Genomic DNA, 18,911 nt, shown 5'->3' on the forward strand with positions numbered 1-18,911 from the left:
GCGCGGTCGGTTTCGACCGGGGCGTCCCATCGCCGCATTCCCTTTGGGGCGCGATCTCCCATATGCGTTGGGAGATAGAGGACCAGTATGGATAGTTTGCTTAGTTCGGCCGCCGATTTCATCGCCAGACACCATGTCTGGGCCGGGGTCGTTCTGGGGTTGGTCACCTTCTTCGAGTCTCTGGTGGTCATCGGCGCCTTCGTGCCGGCCACCGGCCTGCTGGTCGCTGCGGGGGGGCTGGTGGCGGCGGGGGTTCTCGATCCCGTCTCGGTCATCGCCGGCTGCGTCATCGGCGCGGTCATGGGCGACGCCATCTCCTACTGGATCGGTCGCCGTCTGGGCACGGGCGTGCTGCGCCAGCCCATGCTGTTGCCGCATCGTCGCAAGATCGCCTGGACGCGGCTCTACTGCCGTCGCTACGGCGTGGCTTCCATCTTCATTGGTCGCTTCTTTGGCCCTCTGCGCGCCTTTGTACCGGTCATGGTCGGGGTGTTGCGGATGCGCCAGCGGGTGTTCCAGCTGGCCAATGTCACCTCGGCCTTCGTCTGGGTCCTGGCCATGCTGGCGCCCGGTTATCTGGCGGCCAAAGGTCTGGCGCAACTGGAGTTCATGAGCGAGGCGCACGGTCCGACCCTGATGCTGATCGCCTTCGCCGTGGTGGTGGTCGGGGCGGTGATCGCCATGCGCTGGCTGAAGGGCAGGGCGGCGAAGCGCTCGGCCCTGCTGGCCGCGACCGTCGAGTAGGCCTTCACACGCAGTATCTCAATCGCCGTCATCCTCGGGCTTGACCCGAGGATCGAGCGTCGGGGCGGACTCAACCCGTCCAGCATCGCGCGGACGGATAACCCGATCCTCGGGTCAAGCCCGAGGATGACGGTGCGAGGGGCCTCAACCCATGAAAAAAGGCCCGACCGGATGGTCGGGCCTTCTTCGTATCCAGACTGACGCGCGTCAGTCGTGGCCGTGGCTGTGGCCGTGCGCATCGGTCTCGGCGGAGGCGGCGCCGGCGCTCCAGGCCTGACCTTCGGCGCTCTGATGCCAGAAGGCCTGACGGGGGGGCTGGCCGACCTCGTTCATCTGGTTGTCGAAGATCCGGCCGTTGATCATGGTGTAGCCGATCTTGACCGTGTTCCGCAGGTTCTCCAGCGGGTTGGCGTCCAGCACGACCAGGTCGGCCAGCTTGCCGGTTTCGAGCGAGCCGATGTCCTTGTCCATGCCCAGCGCCGTAGCGCCGTTCAGGGTGCCGACGCGCAGGGCTTCGTGCGGGGTCATGCCGCCCTGTTCGAACATCCACAGCTCCCAGTGGGCGCCCAGGCCCTCACGCTGGCCGTGGGCGCCGATCTGCACCGACACGCCTTCGTCCGACAGGCGCTTGGCCTCGCGGGCGATGTCGATGTGGTTCAGCTCGTTTTCCGGCACATGGACCGGACGACGGGCGCGGCTGTCCAGAATGCGGCGCGGCACGTACTTCGTCAGGATCGGGTCGTTCCACACGTCGGTGGCCTGATACCAGTAGTTCTCGCCCCAGTTGCCACCATAGGCCACGACCAGGGTGGGGGTGTAGGCCACCTTGGTCTGACGCCACAGCTGGTGCACGTCGGCATACAGATGAGCCAGCGGGATCGAGTGCTCGACCGTGGTGTGGCCGTCCACCACCATGCTCATGTTGTGCTGATAGAGGGAGCCGCCCTCGGGCACGACCATCATGCCCAACTGGCGCGCGGCCTCCAGGATCTGCTGACGCTGGTCGCGGCGCGGCTGGTTGTAGCTCTTGACGCTCCAGGCCCCGATGGCCTGCATCCGGCGCAGGTTGGACAGGGCGTCGTCCAGATCATTGACCTGGGCCGTAAACGGCGTCGCCGCGCCGTACAGGATGGTGCCGGTCGAGAAGATGCGCGGGCCGACCACCTTGCCGGCCTTGGCCAGTTCGCTGTGGGCGAAGATCTCGCTCGAATCATTGGACGGGTCGTGGATCGTGGTCACGCCGAAGGCGAGCGCGGCGTAGTTGACCCAGGACTGCTGCGGGATGATCTCGTCCGAGCCCATCGAACCGTGCCAGTGGGCGTCGACCAGACCCGGGATGATGGTCTTGCCGGCCATGTCCATGACATGGGCGTCGGCGGGGACCGTGACCGAACCGCGCGGACCGATGGCCTCGATGCGGTTGCCGTTGATGACGACCACGCCGTCCTCGATGACCTCGTCGCCCTTCATGGTGATCAGGCGGGCGCCGCTCAGGACCACGCGGCCCGTGGGCTTGGCGTAGTCGGCGCTGAAGCCGATCTTGATCCCATGCTCGGCGGGCTTGGGCAGGTCGGCGGGCGCGCCCTCGGCGAAGGCGAAGCTTTCGCTCAGCGGACGCGAGAACAGCTCCGGTCCCATCGACCATTGCAGGCGGCTGGAATCGCCCGACCAGTGCAACCACTCGCCGGCGTCGCGGGTGACGCGGGTCTGGGGCAGGGCCTTGGTCTCGGCGCCGACCGTGACGGCGCGGCCCGTGGCGACGAAGGGCGTCACATAGGCGTTGAAGCGCTCGGTCCAGGCCACCCAGTGCTCGTCCGGCGAGACCGAGAACTCGGCCGCCCATTCGCTGCTCAGGTGGGTGCGGGCGTCGTCGCCCGACAGGTTGACCGATTTCAGCACGCGCTTGTCGCCGTCGCGCGCCGTCAGGAAGACGCGGTCGTTGCGGGCGCCGAACTGCGGGTTGGAGCCTTCTTCGGTGATCTTGACCGGCTCGCCGCCGCGCACCGAGGTGCGATAGACGCCCGGCTCGCGGCTCCACAGGGCCGTGCGCAGATAGCCGTCGCTGGAGGTGCGATAGACGATGGTCTGACCGTCCGGCGAGAACTGCGGCTCCAGATAGTGGCCCGGATGGGTGCTGATGACGCGGCCTTCGCCGCCGGCGGCGGGAATCACCCGCAGCGTGCCGAGGTCCTGATCATTCCAGGTCGTGTAGACGATCGAGCGGCCGTCGCGCGACCAGGACGGATAGAGCTCGAAGTGGTCGCTCTGGCGCGTCAGGCGGCGAGGGGCGCCGGCCACGCCGTTTCGCAGGTCGCGGAGCCACAGGTTGCCCAAGGCCTCGAACACCACCTTGGAGCCGTCGGGCGAGGTCTGGGCCCAGCGGACCATCTTCACGTCGAACTGCTCAGGGGCCACCTCGACGGGGAAGCGTACGGCCTCCTGCACGCGACGGGTGTCGGCGACATGGAAGGGGATTTCGCTGACGGCCTAGGTGGCCACGTCGATGCGATGGATCTTGCCGCCCGACCAGAAGACGATGCCGGTGTTGTCCGGCGTCCAACTCATCGTCGGATAGACGCCGTGGATGGCCCAGGTTTCTTGCAGGTCGCGGTCCAGGCCGTCGTAGATCGGGGTCTCGCGGCCCGATTCGAGGTCCATGACGTAGAGGACGGACTTGTACCGATCGCGCCGGATGAAGGCCAAGGACTTGCCGTCGGGCGAGGGGGTGGGGCGAATCGAGCCGCCCGGTCCGGTGACGAAGGGCGTGACCTCGCCCGTCTCACGATCGAGGCGCCGGATTACATAGATCTGGGTGTTCGGGTCCTTGGAATAGTCGAACACGCCGCCCGACGTGGAATCATCGCTGAAGTAGATGTAGCGGCCGTCGGTCGAGAAGGCGGGCTCGCCCGTGTCCTTCTGCTGGGTGCGGCGCTCGGTCAGTTGCACGCCGCCGCCGCCGCCGCGGTGATAGAGCCACATCTCGCCCGCGCCCAGCGAGCGTGAAGAAGTGAAGTGCTTGCGGCCGACGACGAACTGGCCGTCCGGCGACCAGTCGGGCTGGGTCAGCAGACGGAAGGTCTCGTTCGATACCTGTTTGGCGTTGGACCCGTCGCGGTCCATGACCCACAGATTGTCGCCGCCGCCCCGGTCCGAGGTGAAGGCGATGGAGCGGCCGTCCGGCGAATACTTGGGCTGCATGTCCCAGGCCACGCCCGAGGCGATGGCGCGGGCCTCGCCGCCGCCGATCGGCATGACATAGATGTCGCCCAGCAGGTCGAAGACGATCTCGCGGCCGTCCGGGCTGACGTCCAGCGACATCCAGGTGCCTTCGGTGACGTCGATGCTTGCGTCGTGCGACGCGCCCGGCGGGTTCTGGACGTCCCATTTCGGCTTGGCGGGCGTGGCCGCGGCGGTCGCCGTCGAATCGCTGGTCGGCGCGTTTTGCGCGAACGCCGGGAAGGCCACGGCCAAGGCCGCGACGGTGGTCAACAAACTGCGCTTCATGAAAGCCCCCAACCCCTTACAACTGAGGTCGCAAGGTCTAGCGGGCAGGGGGCTGTCTTGACCAGATGTCAGGTCTCGACCGGACGCATTTCATCCGCGTCAGGACAGCGCATCGTATTGTCGGGAAGATTGGACCGGACCCTTGCAAATCATGATCTGCAAGGGTCCGGATGGTGCCGCCGGGGGGAATCGAACCCACGACCTCAGCCTTACCAAGGATGCGCTCTACCACTGAGCTACGGCGGCCCTCAACGAGGAGAGCGGCCGTATAGCCAACGACTTCGGGGCGGCACAAGCGGAAAATGCATGCTTGATCAAAAACTTTGCTCGCGCTCTGCTGCACAACATGGATACCCCGCCCAAAGACCCCGTTCCCACCGCTCCGGTCGTCGAGCCGACCCGCGAACAGAAGGCCAAGGCCGAACGGGCTATTCGCCTGGCCGCCGCCCTGCGGACGAATCTGAAACGCCGCAAGGCGCCGACCGCCGCGCCGCGCCCCGCTACCGAGCGCAACTGAAAGTCATCGTCCTTGCGCGCACACGGCTCTTTCGCGAGGGCGTAAGGGCTTGCTAGATAAGCGGTTCGCCGGGGCGCAGGGTTTCCGGCCGCGAAAGATTCCATGGACAGCATCGTCATCCACGGCGGCAACCGCCTGAACGGCCAGATCGAGGTCAGCGGCGCCAAGAATTCGGCCATCAAGCTGATGGCGGCTTCGATCCTGACGGATCAGCCCCTGCTGCTGACCAATATGCCGCGTCTGGCGGACACCCGGTTCCTGGGTCAACTGCTCCAGCAGTTCGGCGTCCAGGTGACGGAGCGCCACGGCGCTGACGGGCAGGAGACCCTGTTCCACGCGCCCGAACTGACCTCGACCTTCGCCCCCTATGATCTGGTTCGCCAGATGCGGGCCTCGTTCAACGTCCTGGGGCCGCTGCTGGCCCGCTCGGGCGAGGCCAAGGTCTCGCTGCCTGGCGGCTGCACCATCGGCGCGCGTCCGGTTGACCTGCACCTGATGGCCCTGACTGCCATGGGCGCACAGATTGAACTGGAAGAGGGCTATGTCTCCGCCCATGCGCCCAAGGGGCTGCAGGGCGCCGAGATCGAGTTTCCCTTCGTTTCGGTCGGCGCGACCGAGCACGCCCTGCTGGCCGCCGTCCTGGCCAATGGAACCACGGTGCTGAAGCGCGCCGCGCGTGAACCCGAGATCGGCGACCTGGCTCGCTGCCTGATCGCCATGGGAGCCAAGATCGAAGGGCTGGACACCGATGTCCTGACCATCACCGGCGTCTCGTCGCTGAACGGCACGACCTGGTCGGTGATTCCCGATCGTATCGAGATGGGCAGCTATGCTCTGGCCGCGGCGATGGCCGGGGGCGAGGTGCGCCTGACCAAGGGCCGCGCCGACCTGATCACCGCCCTGACCGACAAGATGATCGAGGCGGGCGTCGAGGTCGAATCCACCGCCGACGGCGTCATCGTGCGCCGCGACCCGGCGCAGCGGCTGAAGGCCGTCAACGTCACCACGGAAATCTATCCGGGCTTCGCCACCGACCTGCAGGCCCAGTTCATGGCCCTGATGACGACGGCCGAAGGCACGAGCGTCATCCACGAGAACATCTTCGAGAACCGGTTCATGCACGCGCCCGAGCTGGCGCGTCTGGGCGCCGACATCTCGGTCCACGCGGGCGAAGCCCATGTGCGCGGCGTCGAGACGCTGCACGGCGCCCCTGTCATGGCCACCGATCTGCGGGCCTCGATCAGCCTGGTCATGGCCGGTCTGGTCGCGGATGGCGAAACCACGGTCGGTCGTGTGTATCATCTGGATCGCGGCTTCGAGCGGATGGAAGAAAAGCTGGGAGCCTGCGGCGCCGACGTGCGGCGCGTGAAAGGCGGAGCGGATGAGCACTGAGGTCGAGGCGATCTCCGACAACGACGCGGCGGCCGAGGCCCTGGCTCCGATGGAGCCCTTGCGCCTGCTGGCCGAGGACGCCGTCGATCTGCAGATCATCTCGGCCGCGCTTCAGGACGCCATCATGCGGCCTGTCGACATCCGCTGGGAAAAGGACGCCCGGCGTCTGACCATCGTCCTGTCGCGCTTCTGCTGGGAATGCGGCGGGACCCGCGTCATGGCGGCGATGCAGTTCGGAGACGTCGAGGCGGTCAAGAGCCGTCGTCTGCCGCGCCTGCCCGAATCGGCGCTGGAGCTTCTGGCGCTTGATTTCGAGCCGACCGAGGCGCCCGGCGGCCGGGTCATCCTGATGTTCGCCGGCGGCGGCGATCTTCGGATCGACGTGGAGTGCCTGGACGCCGTCCTGACCGACCTGTCCGATCGCTGGCCCGCTCGCGTGGCCCCCACCCATCTGGACCAGACCCCTTCTGACGAGGCCAAGGCATGAGCGGACCGCACAAGCTGTCGGCCATCGAGGTCGACGCCGCCACCCTTCCGGCCGCCACCGCCGAGATTGAGCATCAGCGCCGCGTCGCCATCTTCGACCTGGTCGAACAGAACAGCTTCACGCCCGAGGGGGCCGAGGGCGGGCCCTATACGCTGCGTCTTTCGTCGCAGGATAACCGCCTGGCCTTCGACATCTCCGGCCCGGATTTCACCCGCACCCACGTCCTGTCCCTGTCGCCGATGAAGACGGTCATCCGCGACTACGCCCTGATCTGCGAAAGCTATTACGAGGCCCTGCGCGGCTCCTCGCCCAGCCAGATCGAGTCCGTCGACATGGGCCGGCGCGGCCTGCACAACGAGGGCGCCGAACTGCTCCGGGGACGTCTCGAAGGCAAGGTCGAGATCGACAAGGAAACCGCCCGCCGCCTGTTCACATTGGTTTGCGCCGTCTATCGACGCGGCTGAACTCGACTATTTCGGCGTTTTGGTGCATTAGGCGCCTCCTTCACGGCTCGCGTTCACGCCCGACGCGAGCCTTAAGCCGTTTTTCGGGCGAGAGAGACCGCATGGCCAAGGAAGAGCTTCTCGAGTTCCCCGGCGTCGTCAGCGAACTGCTGCCGAACGCCACTTTCCGCGTGACGCTGGAAAACGACCACGAGATCATCGCCCACACCGCCGGCAAGATGCGCAAGAACCGCATCCGCGTTCTGGCGGGCGACAAGGTGCTGGTCGAAATGACGCCCTATGATCTGACCAAGGGTCGCATCACCTATCGCTTCAAGTAAGGACGCGCGTGTCGCGTCCTGACCTTTCGGCTCCGAGGCTGGTTCTGGCCTCGTCGAGCCCGCGCCGCATTGAGCTGCTGGCGCAGATCGGGGTGGTTCCCGATCATGTTGATCCCGCCGACATCGACGAGACGCCGCTGAAAGGCGAGACGCCGACGCGTCTGGCCGAGCGCCTGGCGCGCGGCAAGGCCGAGGTGGTGGCGGCGCGGTCGCCCGACGCCATCGTCCTGGCCGCCGACACCGTCGTCGCCCTGGGCCGCCGCCTGCTGGAAAAGCCGGCGGACGAGGCCGAGGCCCAGCGTTTCCTCGAGCTGTTGTCCGGCCGCAATCACCGCGTCTTCACCGGCGTCGTCGTGATCGCTGACGGCCAGACGACCTGTCGGGTCGTGGACACCCGAGTTTCCTTCAAGACCCTGTCGCCGGAAGAGATCGCGACCTATGTCGCCTCGGGCGAGTGGCGCGGCAAGGCGGGCGGATACGGCATCCAGGGGGCGGCCGCCGCCTTCGTGCGCCGCATCGTCGGCAGCCACCCGGCCGTCATGGGTCTGCCCCTCTATGAGGCGGCCAATCTGCTTCGGGGCGCCGGCTGGCGGCCCCGGGACGCCTGACATGGCCGATATCGAGGTCTTCCTCGATGAGACGCCGGGCGAGACCCGCGGCGTCATCGCCCGCGACGGTCTCTATACCCATCTGATCCTGCAGCGTGACAGCGACCGGCCGAGTGATCGGCTGGGCGCGCGTTGCGTGGGCCGTATCGCGCGGGTCGAACCCGGCCTGCGCGGCGCCTTCGTCGATCTGGGCGCGGGCGAGCCGTTCGGCTTCCTGCCCCTGGGCAAGGACGACAAGGCGGGGGAGGGGGCCAAGATCGAGGTCGAGGTCGTCGCCGAACCGCGCGAACGCAAGGGGCCGGTCCTGCGCCGCCTGGGCGATGCGGCCGGCGAACCCCGCCTTCTGGCGGCAGGGGCGGACGTGACCGCGATTCTTTCTCGCCTGGCGCCCGGCGTCGCGCCCCAGACCGGCGTCGCCGCGATCCGCGCCGCTTTGGAGGCCGAGGAGGACGCGTTGTCCGCGTCTGTCGTTGATCCCGCTAGCGGTCTGGATCTGATGATTCAGCGCACCCGCGCCCTGATCGCGGTGGATATCGATCATGCCCCCGCGCCCGGCCGCGATTCCCGCAAGAGCCGCGAGACGGCGAACCGCGTCGGACTGTCGCACGCAGCGCGCTTGCTGACGCTCAAAGGGTGGGGCGGACTGGTCGTGATCGACCTGATCGGCGTCGGCCTGCACGGCGACACTATAATGAAGATGGTGCGCGCGGCCTTCGCCGCCGAGACCCAGGCCGCTTTCGGCCCGCTGAGCCGGTTCGGCCTGATGCAGGTGTCCCTGCCGTGGCGGCGGACGCCGCTGGACGAGCGGCTGCTGGACGCCGCCGGACGCCCGAGCCTGGAAGCGCGCGCCATCGCCGTCGTGCGCCAACTGCGTCTGGCCCTGCTGTCCGATTCCGCATCGCCGCGCCTGGTCGCGCGTTGCTGTCCCGATGAGGCGGCCGCGGCCGAACCCCTGATTCAGGCCCTGGGGCCGCGCGCCGGCCTGGTCGCCGATGCGTCGATGGCGACCGGCGCCGTCAGAATAGAAGAGGTCTGATCATGTCGCTCTGCCCCATCTGCCGCCGTCAGGAGGCCGTTCAGGCCTACAAGCCCTTCTGCTCCAAGCGCTGCGCCGACGTGGATCTGCAACGCTGGTTCACCGGCGGCTACGCCATTCCGGCGGAAGAAGCGGTCGAAGATGAAAAAGATCGCTGAATTGAGTGAATTGGCGTCTGGACAGCCCCGTCAGCCTCGCCTATAGACCCGCCTCTCGCGACGACGTCGTGCGCCTGGATAGCTCAGCTGGTAGAGCAGCGGATTGAAAATCCGCGTGTCGGTGGTTCGAACCCGCCTCCAGGCACCACTCCCCCTTGCAAGTGAATGTCTCTCCCTACGGGGAAAGCTGTGCCGTAAAATGGCCTAAATTTCGCCTTGGGAATTGCATTCCCGTAACATGGCGTGATGCGACGTTTTCGTGTCGTCGCCATTACGAAAATCGCAAATATTTTGCCCAACTTCCCGATTGCTGCAGGTGCGAAGGGGAAAAGAAACTTTGCGCACTTGACGCTAAGATAGGCGTTCGCCAAAGGGACTTAACCGCATTCCTGCTTGCAGGTCGGGGTGACCGGGATATTGTGTCCCGGACCTTGGCGGCGACGCTCGTTTTCGAACGGGGGTTGCAGGGGGGCGGCTCCACTCGTCGGCTCGATCCGACGGTGGCGCAATTTCATTATAGGGACGGCCGACTGACGCGGTCCGTGTCTTGGGTTCCACGTGTCAGACCAAAGCAGGAACTGGCGAACAATGCTCGATAGCAAGAAGACGAATATCCTCCTCGCAATGGCCGGCGCCGCCGTCCTGATGGCGAGCTCGCCGGTTCTGGCGCAAGACGCCGCAACCCCGGCCGCTGCTCCGGCAGCCGCTGCCTCGACCGCCGCTCCGGCCGCCGACGCTGCTGCTCCGGCCGCCGACGCCGCTCCCGCTGCCGACCCCTCGACGGTTGCTGACTCGGTCAGCGGCGGTCATGGCAGCGGCGGCATCACCCCGGTCTCCATGTTCATGGAAGCCACCGCAGTCGTTAAGGTCGTCATGATCGGCCTGCTGCTGGCCTCGATCTTCTCGTGGACCCTGCTGCTCATCAAGCTGCTCGAGTTCGGCGCCCTGAACAAAGCCACCGACCGCTTCCTGGAAGCCTTCCGCGGCGCTCGCACGATCGCCGACATGCGCCGCGTGTCGACCTCGGAAGAGTTTGACGGCAACCCGCTGGCCGACATGGCCGCCGCCGCCACCGAAGAAATCGAACTGTCGCGTCAAGCTGGCCTGCAAGTGACCGGCGATCACCGCGACTCGGCGCTGCTGCGCGCCCAGACCGCCGTCGCTGCTGTTCAGTCGGGTCTGCCCAAGCGTCTCTCGGGCGGCCAACAGTTCCTGGCTTCGGTCGGTTCGACCGGTCCGTTCGTCGGTCTGTTCGGCACCGTTTACGGCATCATGAACTCCTTCATCGGCATCGCCGAATCCAACACGACCAACCTGGCCGTCGTTGCTCCGGGTATTGCTGAGGCCCTGCTGGCCACCGGTATCGGCCTGTTCGCCGCTATCCCGGCCGTTATCTTCTACAACTACTTCAACACGCGCATCTCGAACTACGGCACGCGTTCGGACGGCTTCAACGCTGAACTGATCAACGCCATCTCGCGTCAGCTCGACAAGGGAGCGTAAGACGGATGGCCGCCAAACTTTCCGGTTCCGGCGGCGGCAAGTACACCGTCGAGGCTAATGCCGAGATCAATGTCACACCCTTCGTGGACATCATGCTCGTGCTCCTCATCATCTTCATGGTGGCGGCTCCGCTCGCCACCGTGTCGGTGCCGGTGAAACTGCCTCGCGCCGTTGCGCCTCCGGGTAAGAATCCGCCGACGCCGGTCTTCATCTCCATCCAGAACGATGGCGATGTTTGGATCGGCGACCTCAAGTCCTCGCCTGCGGCTTTGGGTGACGACCTGCGGGTTCAGATCGGACGCAGGAACCCTTCGGAAGAGCGTATTTTCATTCGTGCAGACCAACAGACCCGGTACGGCGACTTCATGCAGGTCATGAACGCCCTCCAGGACAATGGTTTCTACAGCGTCGCCCTGGTTGGCGAAGACAACTCGTAAGGGGGCGGGGCGCATAGCATGACAGCTGAACCTCACGTCCACCGCGATCCGATCCTGGATCCGCCGAAGAAGAAGAAGAAGCTTTCGACCGGAGCCGTCGTGGGCATCGCCATGTCGGTGATCGTCCACGGTCTGGCGGGCCTGTACTTGTATAACAACAAGTTCGTGCTGAAGGAGATGACCTACGAGGACGAGGCCGTCGACGTCGAGCTGATGGAGGTTCCGCCTCCGCCGCCGCCGCCGCCGCCGCCGCCGCCGCCTCCGCCGGACACCCCTCCGCCGCCGAAGCTTCAGATTCGTGAGCCGCAGATCAACACCCAGGCCCCTCCGCCGCCGGTGACTCTGCCGATCGAACCGACGAAGAAGGAAGACCGCGTCGAATACTCGGGCCCGCCCGTGATCGTCCCCGGACCTCCGCCTCCGCCGGCGCCGCCCGCGCCGCCGAAGCCTTCGGTCATCACCAACCCGAGCTGGTCTCGCCAGGTCGCCCCTGAGTTCCCGGAACGCGCCCAATCGCGCGGCATCGAGACGGGTTCGGCCAAGGTGAACTGCGCGGTCGCCCCGAACGGCAGCCTTTCGGACTGCCGCGTGGTTGACGAAGATCCTGCCGGCGCCGGTTTCGGCCAAGCGGTTCTTCGGGCGGCTCGCTCGGGCCGTCTGGCTCCCCGGACTGTCGACGGCGCCGCCGTCGGCGCCCGCGTCGAGTTCACGACCCGGTTCCGACTGGACTAAGGATCTCATTCGAGATCAGGTTGAACGCCTCGGTGGAAACACCGGGGCGTTTTTCTTTGCCCGCAGCGGCGGCGTGGCATCAGGGCATGGAGCCTGAGGGCGAGCTGTGCATTATGACCCTCGAACTTTTCCGGAGGTCCCGTGTCGCCCAAGTCCTTCCTGACCGCTCTGCTGCTCGGCGCAGGCGTCCTAAGCCTGGGCGCCTGCGCCTACAACGAAACCCTGGGCCGCAATCAGTTCCTGATCGTGGACGACAGCTCGCTGATCCAGCAGTCGCAAGCCGCCTGGGCCGAGACGCTGCGCACGCAAAAGGTGTCGACCAACGCCGCCCAGAACGCACGGGTGCGGCGGGTGGGCGATCGCATCGTTCAGGCGGCGCGACTGAGCGATCGTCACTGGGACTATGCGGTGTTCGAGGACGCGACGCCCAACGCCTTTGTCCTGCCCTCCGGCCATATCGGGGTGACGACCGGTCTGCTGAACATGGCCCGGAACGACGACCAACTGGCGACCGTCATCGGCCATGAGGTCGGCCACGTCGTGGCGCGGCACGCCGCTGAGCGCTCCTCGACCAACGCCGCGACCGGACTGGTGCTGGGGGCGGTGCAGAGCCAGGCGGGGGACTACGGACAGGCGGTTCAGGCCTTTGGCGGCCTGGGCGCGCAGCTGGGCGTCCTGCTGCCTTTCTCGCGCAGCCATGAGTTGGAAGCCGACCGCCTCGGCGTCGATTACCTGGTCGCCGCCGGCTACAAGCCGTCCGAGGCCGTGGCGCTGTGGCGAACCATGGCCCAGCAGCGCCAGTCTTCGACGCCGCAGTTCGCCTCGACCCACCCCTCGGATCAGACGCGGATCGCGGCTCTGGAACAATACATCGCCAGCCGGGGATGGAACTGACGGGGATAAAAGCGATTTCTCTGCCTCGAGGGTGAAAAGGGCGCTTGCCCGGTCGGGCGAGGCCCGCTAGAGAACCGGCCTCGCGTTGATCGCGCCGCCTTAGCTCAGTTGGTTAGAGCGCCGGTTTGTGGAACCGGAGGTCCTCAGTTCAAGCCTGAGAGGCGGTACCATCACTCCCACGAATCGTTTCGGCGACATGGAGTGATGCAGAGATGAGCGAAGCTTCCCCCCTCTGGGACCCCAAGCAATACAATCGCTTTGAAGCCCAGCGCGACCGCGCCGCGCTCGATCTTCTGGTGCGTCTGCCCGAGGATTTCTCGCCGACCGAGATCTGGGACCTGGGTTGCGGGACGGGGCAGCACGCGGCCCTGCTGAAACGTCGCCATCCCGACGCCAGGGTCCACGGGATGGATTCCAGCCCCGCCATGCTGGACCAGGCCCGCGCCCTGTCCGCCGAGGTGGACTGGTCTGTCGGCGACATCGCGACCTGGACCCCCGAACGGCCCGCCGATCTGATTCTGGCCAACGCCTCACTGCAATGGCTGCCTGATCACGCGGCCCTGTTCGCGCACCTAGCCGGGGCCTTGGCTCCGGGCGGGCTGCTGGCAGTGCAGATGCCCATGGCCTGGGAGACGCGCCACCACAGCCTGATGCGCGAAACGGCGACCGAGGGGCCGTGGGCGGGCGCTCTGGTCGGGGTGGACACCATCGCCCCCCTGCTGCCCGCGGAGGCCTATTACGAGGCCCTGGCGCCCCTGTGCGACGACATCGACATCTGGGCGACGACCTATCTGCACGTTCTGGCTGGCGAGAACGCCGTGCTGGAGTGGATGAAGGGGACGGCCCTGCGGCCCTATCTGACCGCCCTGGCGGGCGATCCGCCGCTGCAGTCGGCCTTCCTGTCCGCCCTGGCAGAGCGGCTGGCCTCGGCCTTCCCTAGACGGTCGGACGGGCTGACTCTTCTACCATTTCCTCGTCTGTTTCTGCTGGCGCAAAGGCGCTGACACGCTGGCGATGCAGATGCTCGACGGGGCATTTCAGGCTCGTCAGAGCGGCCTGGGCGGCGGCGTAGCCTGAGGACACGGCCGGGTCGTAGGCTTTCCAGTCACGAATATCGACGCCCTCGGGCTTTGGCAGGATCAGCAGGTCGGTGTCGGCCCGCGCCTGCATCAACTCGGCCTCGGTCGACAGGGTGGCCGAGCGCATCAGCACCGAGACGATAGGCGGCCCCTTCTTCCAGGCCCCCGACAGGATCCAGCGCCACCACGACGGCGGGTCCTCCAGGGCCTTGGGATCGACGCCGCGCGTCTGGGACACGTCCACGCCGACGACCGGGCCGCTGTTCAGGCGACGCATGACCTCGCTGGGGAAGTTCCTCAGCACCGCCCCGTCCACCAGGACCTGACCGTTCATCACGACCGGCGGCATGACGCCGGGCAGGGAGATGGAGGCCCGCAGGGCGTGGCGTAGCATGCCCTCGCGATGTACCTCGACCTTGCCCGACGTCAGATTGGTCGAGACCGCGAAGAAGGGCAGGGGCATGTCCTCGATGTTCACGTCGCCATAGGCGTCCTGCATCAGGCGCGCGACCTTGCGGGCATGGGTCATGGCGATGATGGGGAAGGCGATGTCCGACAGGGGGTCGGACAGGACGAAGGCCTTGCGGATGCGTTCGTCCAGTTCCTCGTCCGACCAGCCGAGACCGGGCCCGGCGGCGATGACGGCCCCCATCGACGATCCGCCGATGAAGTCGATCGGCATGCCCGCTTCGCGCAGGGCCTTCAGCGCGCCGATGTGGGCGTAGGCCCGCGCCCCGCCGCCCGACAGCACCACCCCGACTGCTGACCCGGTGACGACGCGGGCGATCCGCGCCGTGTCGTCGAACAGACCCTCGACCACATGGAACCAGCGGCCGGGCTTGAAGGCCTCCAGCCAGTCGCGGGTCCGGGTCGGCCGCCCCATGTGGGCGGGGCGCAGCAGAATCAGGTCGGTCAGAGGATGGGCCTCGTCCTCGATCTCTGACGGCAGGATGGGCGCTTGTGGTCTGCGATCGGCGTCGCCCACCATGAAGACCCGGTCCACCTGTCGGGCGCAAAGCGCCGCCCAGCCGGTTTCATCAGCTTCGGCGATATAGAGGACGTAGTCGTGGGCGTCCTCGACGCCCGAGAACCATTCGGCTGCGGACGACAGGGCTGTGTGGTCGATGATGCGGCAGGTGAAGCCCTGGGCCTCGACCGCGCGCGCCACACGCTCGACAAAGCTGCGGATCGGTTGCTTGCGGGCCGAGATGAAGCCGAAGACCGTCGGGTCGGATCCGGTGGAGTTGCGGTCGCGCGCGCGGGTGAGCATGACCTGGCCCAGTTCGGCCATCAGGGCCGGCTCGGCGCGGGCGGCTTCGAAGAAGGCGTCGCGGGGCAGGGCGATCACGTCGCTGTCGCGCAGGGCCACCACATTGGCCATGTGGGTCGTGCCCGCCAACATGGCCATTTCGCCGACCGGATCGCCGGGCTTGATGACGCCGACGAACTGAGGCCCGCGTCCGTTGTCGTCGCGAAACACGCCCAGCCGCCCGGCGCGCAGCAGATAGAGGGTGTCGGCGGGATCGCCGGCTGAGAACAGCCGCTCGCCCCGCGTCAGGGCGAACCAGCTGGCGCGGGTGTTCTTCGTGCCCTCGAAGACGCGCGCGAGGGCGGCTTCCAGCGAGTCGGACGACGTGTCGGGACGTTCAGCAGCCATGTGGGAGGTTTAGGCCGGAATCTGCGCGACAGGAAAGCGGACGCTTCCCACCGGCGCGGAAGCCTCCTACACCTTGGGGCATGCCCAAGCTGATTTCCGCCGTCGATCGCAACAGTCCTGCTTTCAAATCGCTGGATGCGCACAATCGCGCCCTGCGGGATGAGCTTTACGAGAAGGTGGCCAAGGCCGCGCGCGGCGGCTCTGACGCCAGCCGTGACCGCCATGTGGCGCGAGGCAAGCTGTTGCCACGGGACCGGGTCGAGCGCCTGCTGGACCCCGGCTCGCCCTTCCTCGAGGTCGGGCAGTTGGCCGCCAACGGCATGTATCGCGACGAAGCGCCGGGCGCGGGCATGATCTGCGGCGTGGGCCGCGTCTCGGGCCGCGAAGTTATGATCGTCGCCAACGACCCGACGGTGAAGGGCGGCGCCTATTTTCCCATGACGGTGAAGAAGCATCTGCGGGCGCAGGAGATCGCCGAGCAGAACAACCTGCCTTGCGTCTATCTGGTCGATTCGGGCGGGGCCAACCTGCCGCACCAGGCCGAGGTCTTCCCTGACCGCGACCACTTCGGCCGCATCTTCTTCAACCAGGCGCGGATGTCGGCCCGGTCGATCCCGCAGATCGCCTGTGTCATGGGGTCCTGCACCGCCGGCGGCGCCTATGTGCCTGCGATGTCGGACGAGACGGTGATCGTGCGCAATCAGGGCACCATCTTCCTGGCCGGACCGCCGCTGGTGAAGGCCGCCACCGGCGAGGTCATCTCGGCCGAGGAACTGGGCGGCGCCGAGACCCACGGCCGCAAGTCCGGGGTGGTCGACCATGTGGCCGAGAATGACGAACACGCGCTGGAGATCGTCCGCTCCATCGTCGCCAATCTGAACACCATCAAGCCCCAGCCGCTGGACGTGCGCGAGCCGCGCGCCCCGGCCTATGACCCGGCTGAACTCTACGGCATCATCCCCGACGACGTCCGCGCCCCCTATGACGTGCGCGAAGTCATCGCCCGCATCGTCGACGGCTCGGAGCTGGATGAGTTCAAGGCCCTGTACGGCACGTCGCTGGTCTGCGGCTTCGCCCGCATCTGGGGCCAGCCGGTCGCCATCCTGGCCAACAACGGCGTCCTGTTCTCGGAAAGCGCCCAGAAGGGCGCGCACTTCATCGAACTGGCCTGCAAGCGCAAGATTCCGCTGCTCTTCCTGCAGAACATCTCGGGCTTCATGGTCGGCGGCAAATATGAGGCCGAAGGCATCGCCAAGCATGGCGCCAAGCTGGTCACGGCGGTCGCCAGCGCCGAGGTGCCCAAGTTCACCGTCCTGATCGGCGGCAGCTTCGGCGCCGGCAACTACGGCATGTGCGGCCGGGCCTATTCCCCGCGCTTCCTCTTCACCTGGCCCAACAGCCGGATTTCGGTGATGGGCGGCGAGCAGGCCGCGTCGGTTCTGGCCACCGTTCACCGCGACGCGGACACCTGGACGCCCGAGGAGGCCGAGACCTTCAAGGCCCCGATCCGCCAGAAGTACGAGGACGAGGGCAACCCCTATTACGCCACGGCCCGCCTGTGGGACGACGGCGTCATCGACCCCGCCCAGACCCGCGACGTCCTGGGTCTGGCCATCAGCGCCAGCCTGAACGCCCCGATCCCGGAGACGACCTTCGGCGTGTTCCGGATGTAGGACGTCAAATTACACAGTGTTCAAAAAATAACTTGAAGGCGGCCGGCGCGGCTGAGATTGTCGCCTCGGCGATCTCTTTGAGGTCGAAACCCGGACGACAAGGACAGAGACATGAAGAAGACTGCAGCTCTTATCGCCCTAACCACGCTGCTCGCGGCCTGCGGATCTCAGGCTGATTCCAAGGCGCCCGAGGCGGCGGAAACCCCGGCGGCGGCCACGCCGCAGACCGAGCCGGTCTCGGCCGCCGAGGAAGAAGCCGCCCGCGCGGGTCAGCCGTCCGAGGCGGTCTTCCCCATCGGCTATCGCGGGAACTGGGACTACAGCGACGACGGCTGCGCCAAGGACGAGAGCGGGACCCGCTTCGTCATCACGGCCAATGAAATCAAGGGCTATGAGGACACCTCCAAGCTGGTGGCCCTGGAAGTCCTCGAAGGCGAGGGCGACGCGATCCGCGTGGTGCTGGAAAACCAGTCCTCCGAAGGCGACCATACCCTCGTCCAGACCCTGCGCCTGTCGCCCGTCGCCGGCATCTCGCTGCGCGTCGAGCAGGACGGAAAGACGGTTCGCGCCAATCGCTGCGACCCTGTGTAGTTCTCTTCTTCTCCCGCGAGGGAGAGGGACGACGTTTGAAGCGTTCTATCGGCCAAGGAGCCAACCATGACTGACCAAAAGCCGACTGAAGAAGATCTGAACGCCCTGGACGTCACCGACGCCGAGGCCGCCGAGATCAACGCCATCGCCCATCCCTTCGTCGCCGATCCGGCGCCGGACGCGGACAACGAACTGGTCAAGATCGACGCCCTGCCGTCGGGCGTGGTCTTCGTGACCATCAACCGTCCCGAGAAGAAGAACGCCTTCGACGCCGCCACCATCGCCGCCCTCTATGAGGCCTTCGAGACCCTGCAGGGCGCGGACCGCGTGCGCGTGGTCTTCATCCGCGGGGCGGGCGGGACGTTCAGCGCCGGCGCGGACCTGAACTGGATGCGCGACGCCGCCGGCTGGTCCGAGGCCGACAACCGCGACGACGCCATGGGTCTGGCTAGGATGCTCAAGGCCCTGCACGACGTGCCGGCCCTGACGGTGGCCCTGGTCGAGGGCGCGGCCATGGGCGGCGGGGCGGGCATCGTCGCCGCCTGCGACATGGCCGTCGCGGTCGAGGGCGCGCGTTTCGCCTTCTCCGAGGTCAAGCTGGGCCTCATCCCCGCGACCATCGCCCCCTATGTCATCGAGGCCGTCGGCGCGCGTCGCGCCCGCCAGCTGTTCCTGACGGCCAATATCTTCGACGCCGACTACGCCGCCCACGCGGGTCTGATCGACCTGGTCCTGCCCGAAGGCTCAGTGGACGAGTTCATCTCCATGCTGACCGACAGCCTGACCACCTGCGCCCCCGGCGCCATGGGCGACGCCAAGCGTCTGGTGAACGACGTGGCCGGCGAAGCCATCGACCATCGCTTGCTGGAAGAGACCGCCAAGCGCATCGCCCGCGCCCGCGTCTCGGAAGAAGGCCAGGAAGGCGTCCGCGCCTTCCTCGACAAGCGCGCCCCGAGTTGGGCGCAATAAGACTTCTCAACTGACCCTTCTCCCCTTGCGGGAGAAGGGTCAGCCGAAGGCTGACGGATGAGGGGTTGCACCGCCCCAGCCGCTTCGTCTTCGATCCCATTGTTTGCGAGACCCCTCATCCGACCCGCTTCGCGGGCCACCTTCTC

20 protein-coding genes and 3 tRNA genes are annotated in these 18,911 nt (G+C 66.8%); 19 read left to right on the top strand and 4 right to left on the bottom strand.

Going from position 1 to position 18,911, the window contains the following annotated elements:
* Positions 1-87 precede the first annotated feature (87 nt).
* On the top strand, positions 88-744 hold the full coding sequence (locus ACR9FL_RS05110; protein ID WP_296177806.1) for a DedA family protein: 657 nt from the start codon (positions 88-90) through the stop codon (positions 742-744).
* Between the two features lie 207 nt (positions 745-951).
* Here ACR9FL_RS05110 and ACR9FL_RS05115 read toward each other — a convergent pair whose 3' ends face one another.
* From ACR9FL_RS05115 to ACR9FL_RS05125, 3 genes are all read right to left on the bottom strand, one after another.
* The gene (locus ACR9FL_RS05115; protein ID WP_436357524.1) at positions 952-3,189 is read right to left on the bottom strand and encodes an amidohydrolase family protein; all 2,238 of its coding nucleotides are present in this window, start codon (positions 3,187-3,189) and stop codon (positions 952-954) included.
* Between the two features lie 42 nt (positions 3,190-3,231).
* Positions 3,232-4,236, bottom strand: a complete 1,005-nt coding sequence (locus tag ACR9FL_RS05120) for a TolB family protein (protein WP_436357526.1) — start codon at positions 4,234-4,236, stop codon at positions 3,232-3,234.
* 183 nt (positions 4,237-4,419) lie between these two features.
* Positions 4,420-4,494 (bottom strand) — tRNA-Thr (locus ACR9FL_RS05125).
* A gap of 64 nt (positions 4,495-4,558) precedes the next feature.
* Here ACR9FL_RS05125 and ACR9FL_RS05130 point away from each other — a divergent pair.
* From ACR9FL_RS05130 to ACR9FL_RS05200, 15 genes are all read left to right on the top strand, one after another.
* Positions 4,559-4,765 carry a hypothetical protein gene (locus tag ACR9FL_RS05130; RefSeq protein ID WP_296177810.1) on the top strand — a complete coding sequence of 69 codons (207 nt, stop codon included), beginning with the start codon at positions 4,559-4,561 and terminating at the stop codon, positions 4,763-4,765.
* 102 nt (positions 4,766-4,867) lie between these two features.
* Positions 4,868-6,157: a UDP-N-acetylglucosamine 1-carboxyvinyltransferase gene (murA, locus tag ACR9FL_RS05135; RefSeq protein ID WP_297933343.1), complete on the top strand. Its 1,290-nt coding sequence runs from the start codon at positions 4,868-4,870 to the stop codon at positions 6,155-6,157.
* Positions 6,147-6,644: a DUF2948 family protein gene (locus ACR9FL_RS05140; RefSeq protein ID WP_297933340.1), complete on the top strand. Its 498-nt coding sequence runs from the start codon at positions 6,147-6,149 to the stop codon at positions 6,642-6,644. The genes murA and ACR9FL_RS05140 overlap by 11 nt, the downstream gene beginning before the upstream one ends.
* Positions 6,641-7,108, top strand: coding sequence for a UPF0262 family protein (locus ACR9FL_RS05145; RefSeq protein ID WP_297933337.1), 468 nt, complete (start codon positions 6,641-6,643; stop codon positions 7,106-7,108). The genes ACR9FL_RS05140 and ACR9FL_RS05145 overlap by 4 nt, the downstream gene beginning before the upstream one ends.
* A 101-nt stretch (positions 7,109-7,209) precedes the next feature.
* Positions 7,210-7,428 carry a translation initiation factor IF-1 gene (infA, locus tag ACR9FL_RS05150; RefSeq protein ID WP_003164348.1) on the top strand — a complete coding sequence of 73 codons (219 nt, stop codon included), beginning with the start codon at positions 7,210-7,212 and terminating at the stop codon, positions 7,426-7,428.
* A gap of 8 nt (positions 7,429-7,436) precedes the next feature.
* A complete protein-coding gene (locus tag ACR9FL_RS05155) occupies positions 7,437-8,036 on the top strand; it encodes a Maf family protein (protein WP_296178586.1) in 600 nt (199 codons plus the stop codon).
* A 1-nt stretch (position 8,037) separates the two neighbouring features.
* Positions 8,038-9,072 (top strand): ribonuclease E/G, encoded by a 1,035-nt coding sequence (locus tag ACR9FL_RS05160; RefSeq protein ID WP_436357530.1) that lies wholly within the window; start codon positions 8,038-8,040, stop codon positions 9,070-9,072.
* Entirely contained in the window at positions 9,072-9,230 is a 159-nt protein-coding gene (locus tag ACR9FL_RS05165) for a DNA gyrase inhibitor YacG (RefSeq protein WP_436358119.1), read from the top strand. The genes ACR9FL_RS05160 and ACR9FL_RS05165 overlap by 1 nt, the downstream gene beginning before the upstream one ends.
* 72 nt (positions 9,231-9,302) lie before the next feature.
* A tRNA-Phe gene (locus tag ACR9FL_RS05170) sits at positions 9,303-9,378 on the top strand.
* A gap of 440 nt (positions 9,379-9,818) precedes the next feature.
* Positions 9,819-10,733, top strand: coding sequence for a MotA/TolQ/ExbB proton channel family protein (locus ACR9FL_RS05175; RefSeq protein ID WP_296178579.1), 915 nt, complete (start codon positions 9,819-9,821; stop codon positions 10,731-10,733).
* Positions 10,734-10,738: 5 nt separating this feature from the next.
* Positions 10,739-11,170: an ExbD/TolR family protein gene (locus tag ACR9FL_RS05180; RefSeq protein WP_296178576.1), complete on the top strand. Its 432-nt coding sequence runs from the start codon at positions 10,739-10,741 to the stop codon at positions 11,168-11,170.
* An 18-nt stretch (positions 11,171-11,188) separates the two neighbouring features.
* Complete coding sequence (locus ACR9FL_RS05185; RefSeq protein ID WP_436357532.1) at positions 11,189-11,902, top strand: energy transducer TonB; 714 nt, start codon at positions 11,189-11,191, stop codon at positions 11,900-11,902.
* 141 nt (positions 11,903-12,043) lie between these two features.
* Entirely contained in the window at positions 12,044-12,796 is a 753-nt protein-coding gene (locus ACR9FL_RS05190; protein WP_297934363.1) for a M48 family metallopeptidase, read from the top strand.
* A gap of 93 nt (positions 12,797-12,889) precedes the next feature.
* Positions 12,890-12,966: transfer RNA gene (locus ACR9FL_RS05195), tRNA-His, on the top strand.
* A 42-nt stretch (positions 12,967-13,008) separates the two neighbouring features.
* Positions 13,009-13,800, top strand: coding sequence for a methyltransferase domain-containing protein (locus ACR9FL_RS05200; RefSeq protein WP_436357533.1), 792 nt, complete (start codon positions 13,009-13,011; stop codon positions 13,798-13,800).
* Here ACR9FL_RS05200 and ACR9FL_RS05205 read toward each other — a convergent pair.
* On the bottom strand, positions 13,733-15,532 hold the full coding sequence (locus ACR9FL_RS05205; RefSeq protein ID WP_436357535.1) for a patatin-like phospholipase family protein: 1,800 nt from the start codon (positions 15,530-15,532) through the stop codon (positions 13,733-13,735). The two genes, ACR9FL_RS05200 and ACR9FL_RS05205, sit on opposite strands and share 68 nt — an antisense overlap.
* 80 nt (positions 15,533-15,612) lie before the next feature.
* Here ACR9FL_RS05205 and ACR9FL_RS05210 point away from each other — a divergent pair, with 80 nt between their 5' ends.
* From ACR9FL_RS05210 to ACR9FL_RS05220, 3 genes are all read left to right on the top strand, one after another.
* Positions 15,613-17,205: a carboxyl transferase domain-containing protein gene (locus ACR9FL_RS05210; RefSeq protein WP_436357536.1), complete on the top strand. Its 1,593-nt coding sequence runs from the start codon at positions 15,613-15,615 to the stop codon at positions 17,203-17,205.
* 111 nt (positions 17,206-17,316) lie between these two features.
* Entirely contained in the window at positions 17,317-17,796 is a 480-nt protein-coding gene (locus tag ACR9FL_RS05215; protein ID WP_436357538.1) for a hypothetical protein, read from the top strand.
* A 66-nt stretch (positions 17,797-17,862) separates the two neighbouring features.
* Complete coding sequence (locus tag ACR9FL_RS05220) at positions 17,863-18,765, top strand: enoyl-CoA hydratase-related protein (RefSeq protein ID WP_436357540.1); 903 nt, start codon at positions 17,863-17,865, stop codon at positions 18,763-18,765.
* Positions 18,766-18,911 lie beyond the last annotated feature (146 nt).

The organism is Brevundimonas sp. CEF1, from assembly GCF_051353055.1.
Taxonomy (GTDB): Bacteria; Pseudomonadota; Alphaproteobacteria; order Caulobacterales; family Caulobacteraceae; genus Brevundimonas.

Coding starts and splice junctions, on each gene's coding strand:
- murA (WP_297933343.1), top strand. CDS start 4,868: ATGGACAGCATCGTCATCCACGGCGGCAACCGCCTGAACGGCCAGATC.
- ACR9FL_RS05215 (WP_436357538.1), top strand. CDS start 17,317: ATGAAGAAGACTGCAGCTCTTATCGCCCTAACCACGCTGCTCGCGGCC.
- ACR9FL_RS05180 (WP_296178576.1), top strand. CDS start 10,739: ATGGCCGCCAAACTTTCCGGTTCCGGCGGCGGCAAGTACACCGTCGAG.
- ACR9FL_RS05145 (WP_297933337.1), top strand. CDS start 6,641: ATGAGCGGACCGCACAAGCTGTCGGCCATCGAGGTCGACGCCGCCACC.
- ACR9FL_RS05200 (WP_436357533.1), top strand. CDS start 13,009: ATGAGCGAAGCTTCCCCCCTCTGGGACCCCAAGCAATACAATCGCTTT.
- ACR9FL_RS05210 (WP_436357536.1), top strand. CDS start 15,613: ATGCCCAAGCTGATTTCCGCCGTCGATCGCAACAGTCCTGCTTTCAAA.
- ACR9FL_RS05140 (WP_297933340.1), top strand. CDS start 6,147: ATGAGCACTGAGGTCGAGGCGATCTCCGACAACGACGCGGCGGCCGAG.
- ACR9FL_RS05220 (WP_436357540.1), top strand. CDS start 17,863: ATGACTGACCAAAAGCCGACTGAAGAAGATCTGAACGCCCTGGACGTC.
- ACR9FL_RS05175 (WP_296178579.1), top strand. CDS start 9,819: ATGCTCGATAGCAAGAAGACGAATATCCTCCTCGCAATGGCCGGCGCC.
- ACR9FL_RS05160 (WP_436357530.1), top strand. CDS start 8,038: ATGGCCGATATCGAGGTCTTCCTCGATGAGACGCCGGGCGAGACCCGC.
- ACR9FL_RS05205 (WP_436357535.1), bottom strand. CDS start 15,532: ATGGCTGCTGAACGTCCCGACACGTCGTCCGACTCGCTGGAAGCCGCC.
- infA (WP_003164348.1), top strand. CDS start 7,210: ATGGCCAAGGAAGAGCTTCTCGAGTTCCCCGGCGTCGTCAGCGAACTG.
- ACR9FL_RS05110 (WP_296177806.1), top strand. CDS start 88: ATGGATAGTTTGCTTAGTTCGGCCGCCGATTTCATCGCCAGACACCAT.
- ACR9FL_RS05185 (WP_436357532.1), top strand. CDS start 11,189: ATGACAGCTGAACCTCACGTCCACCGCGATCCGATCCTGGATCCGCCG.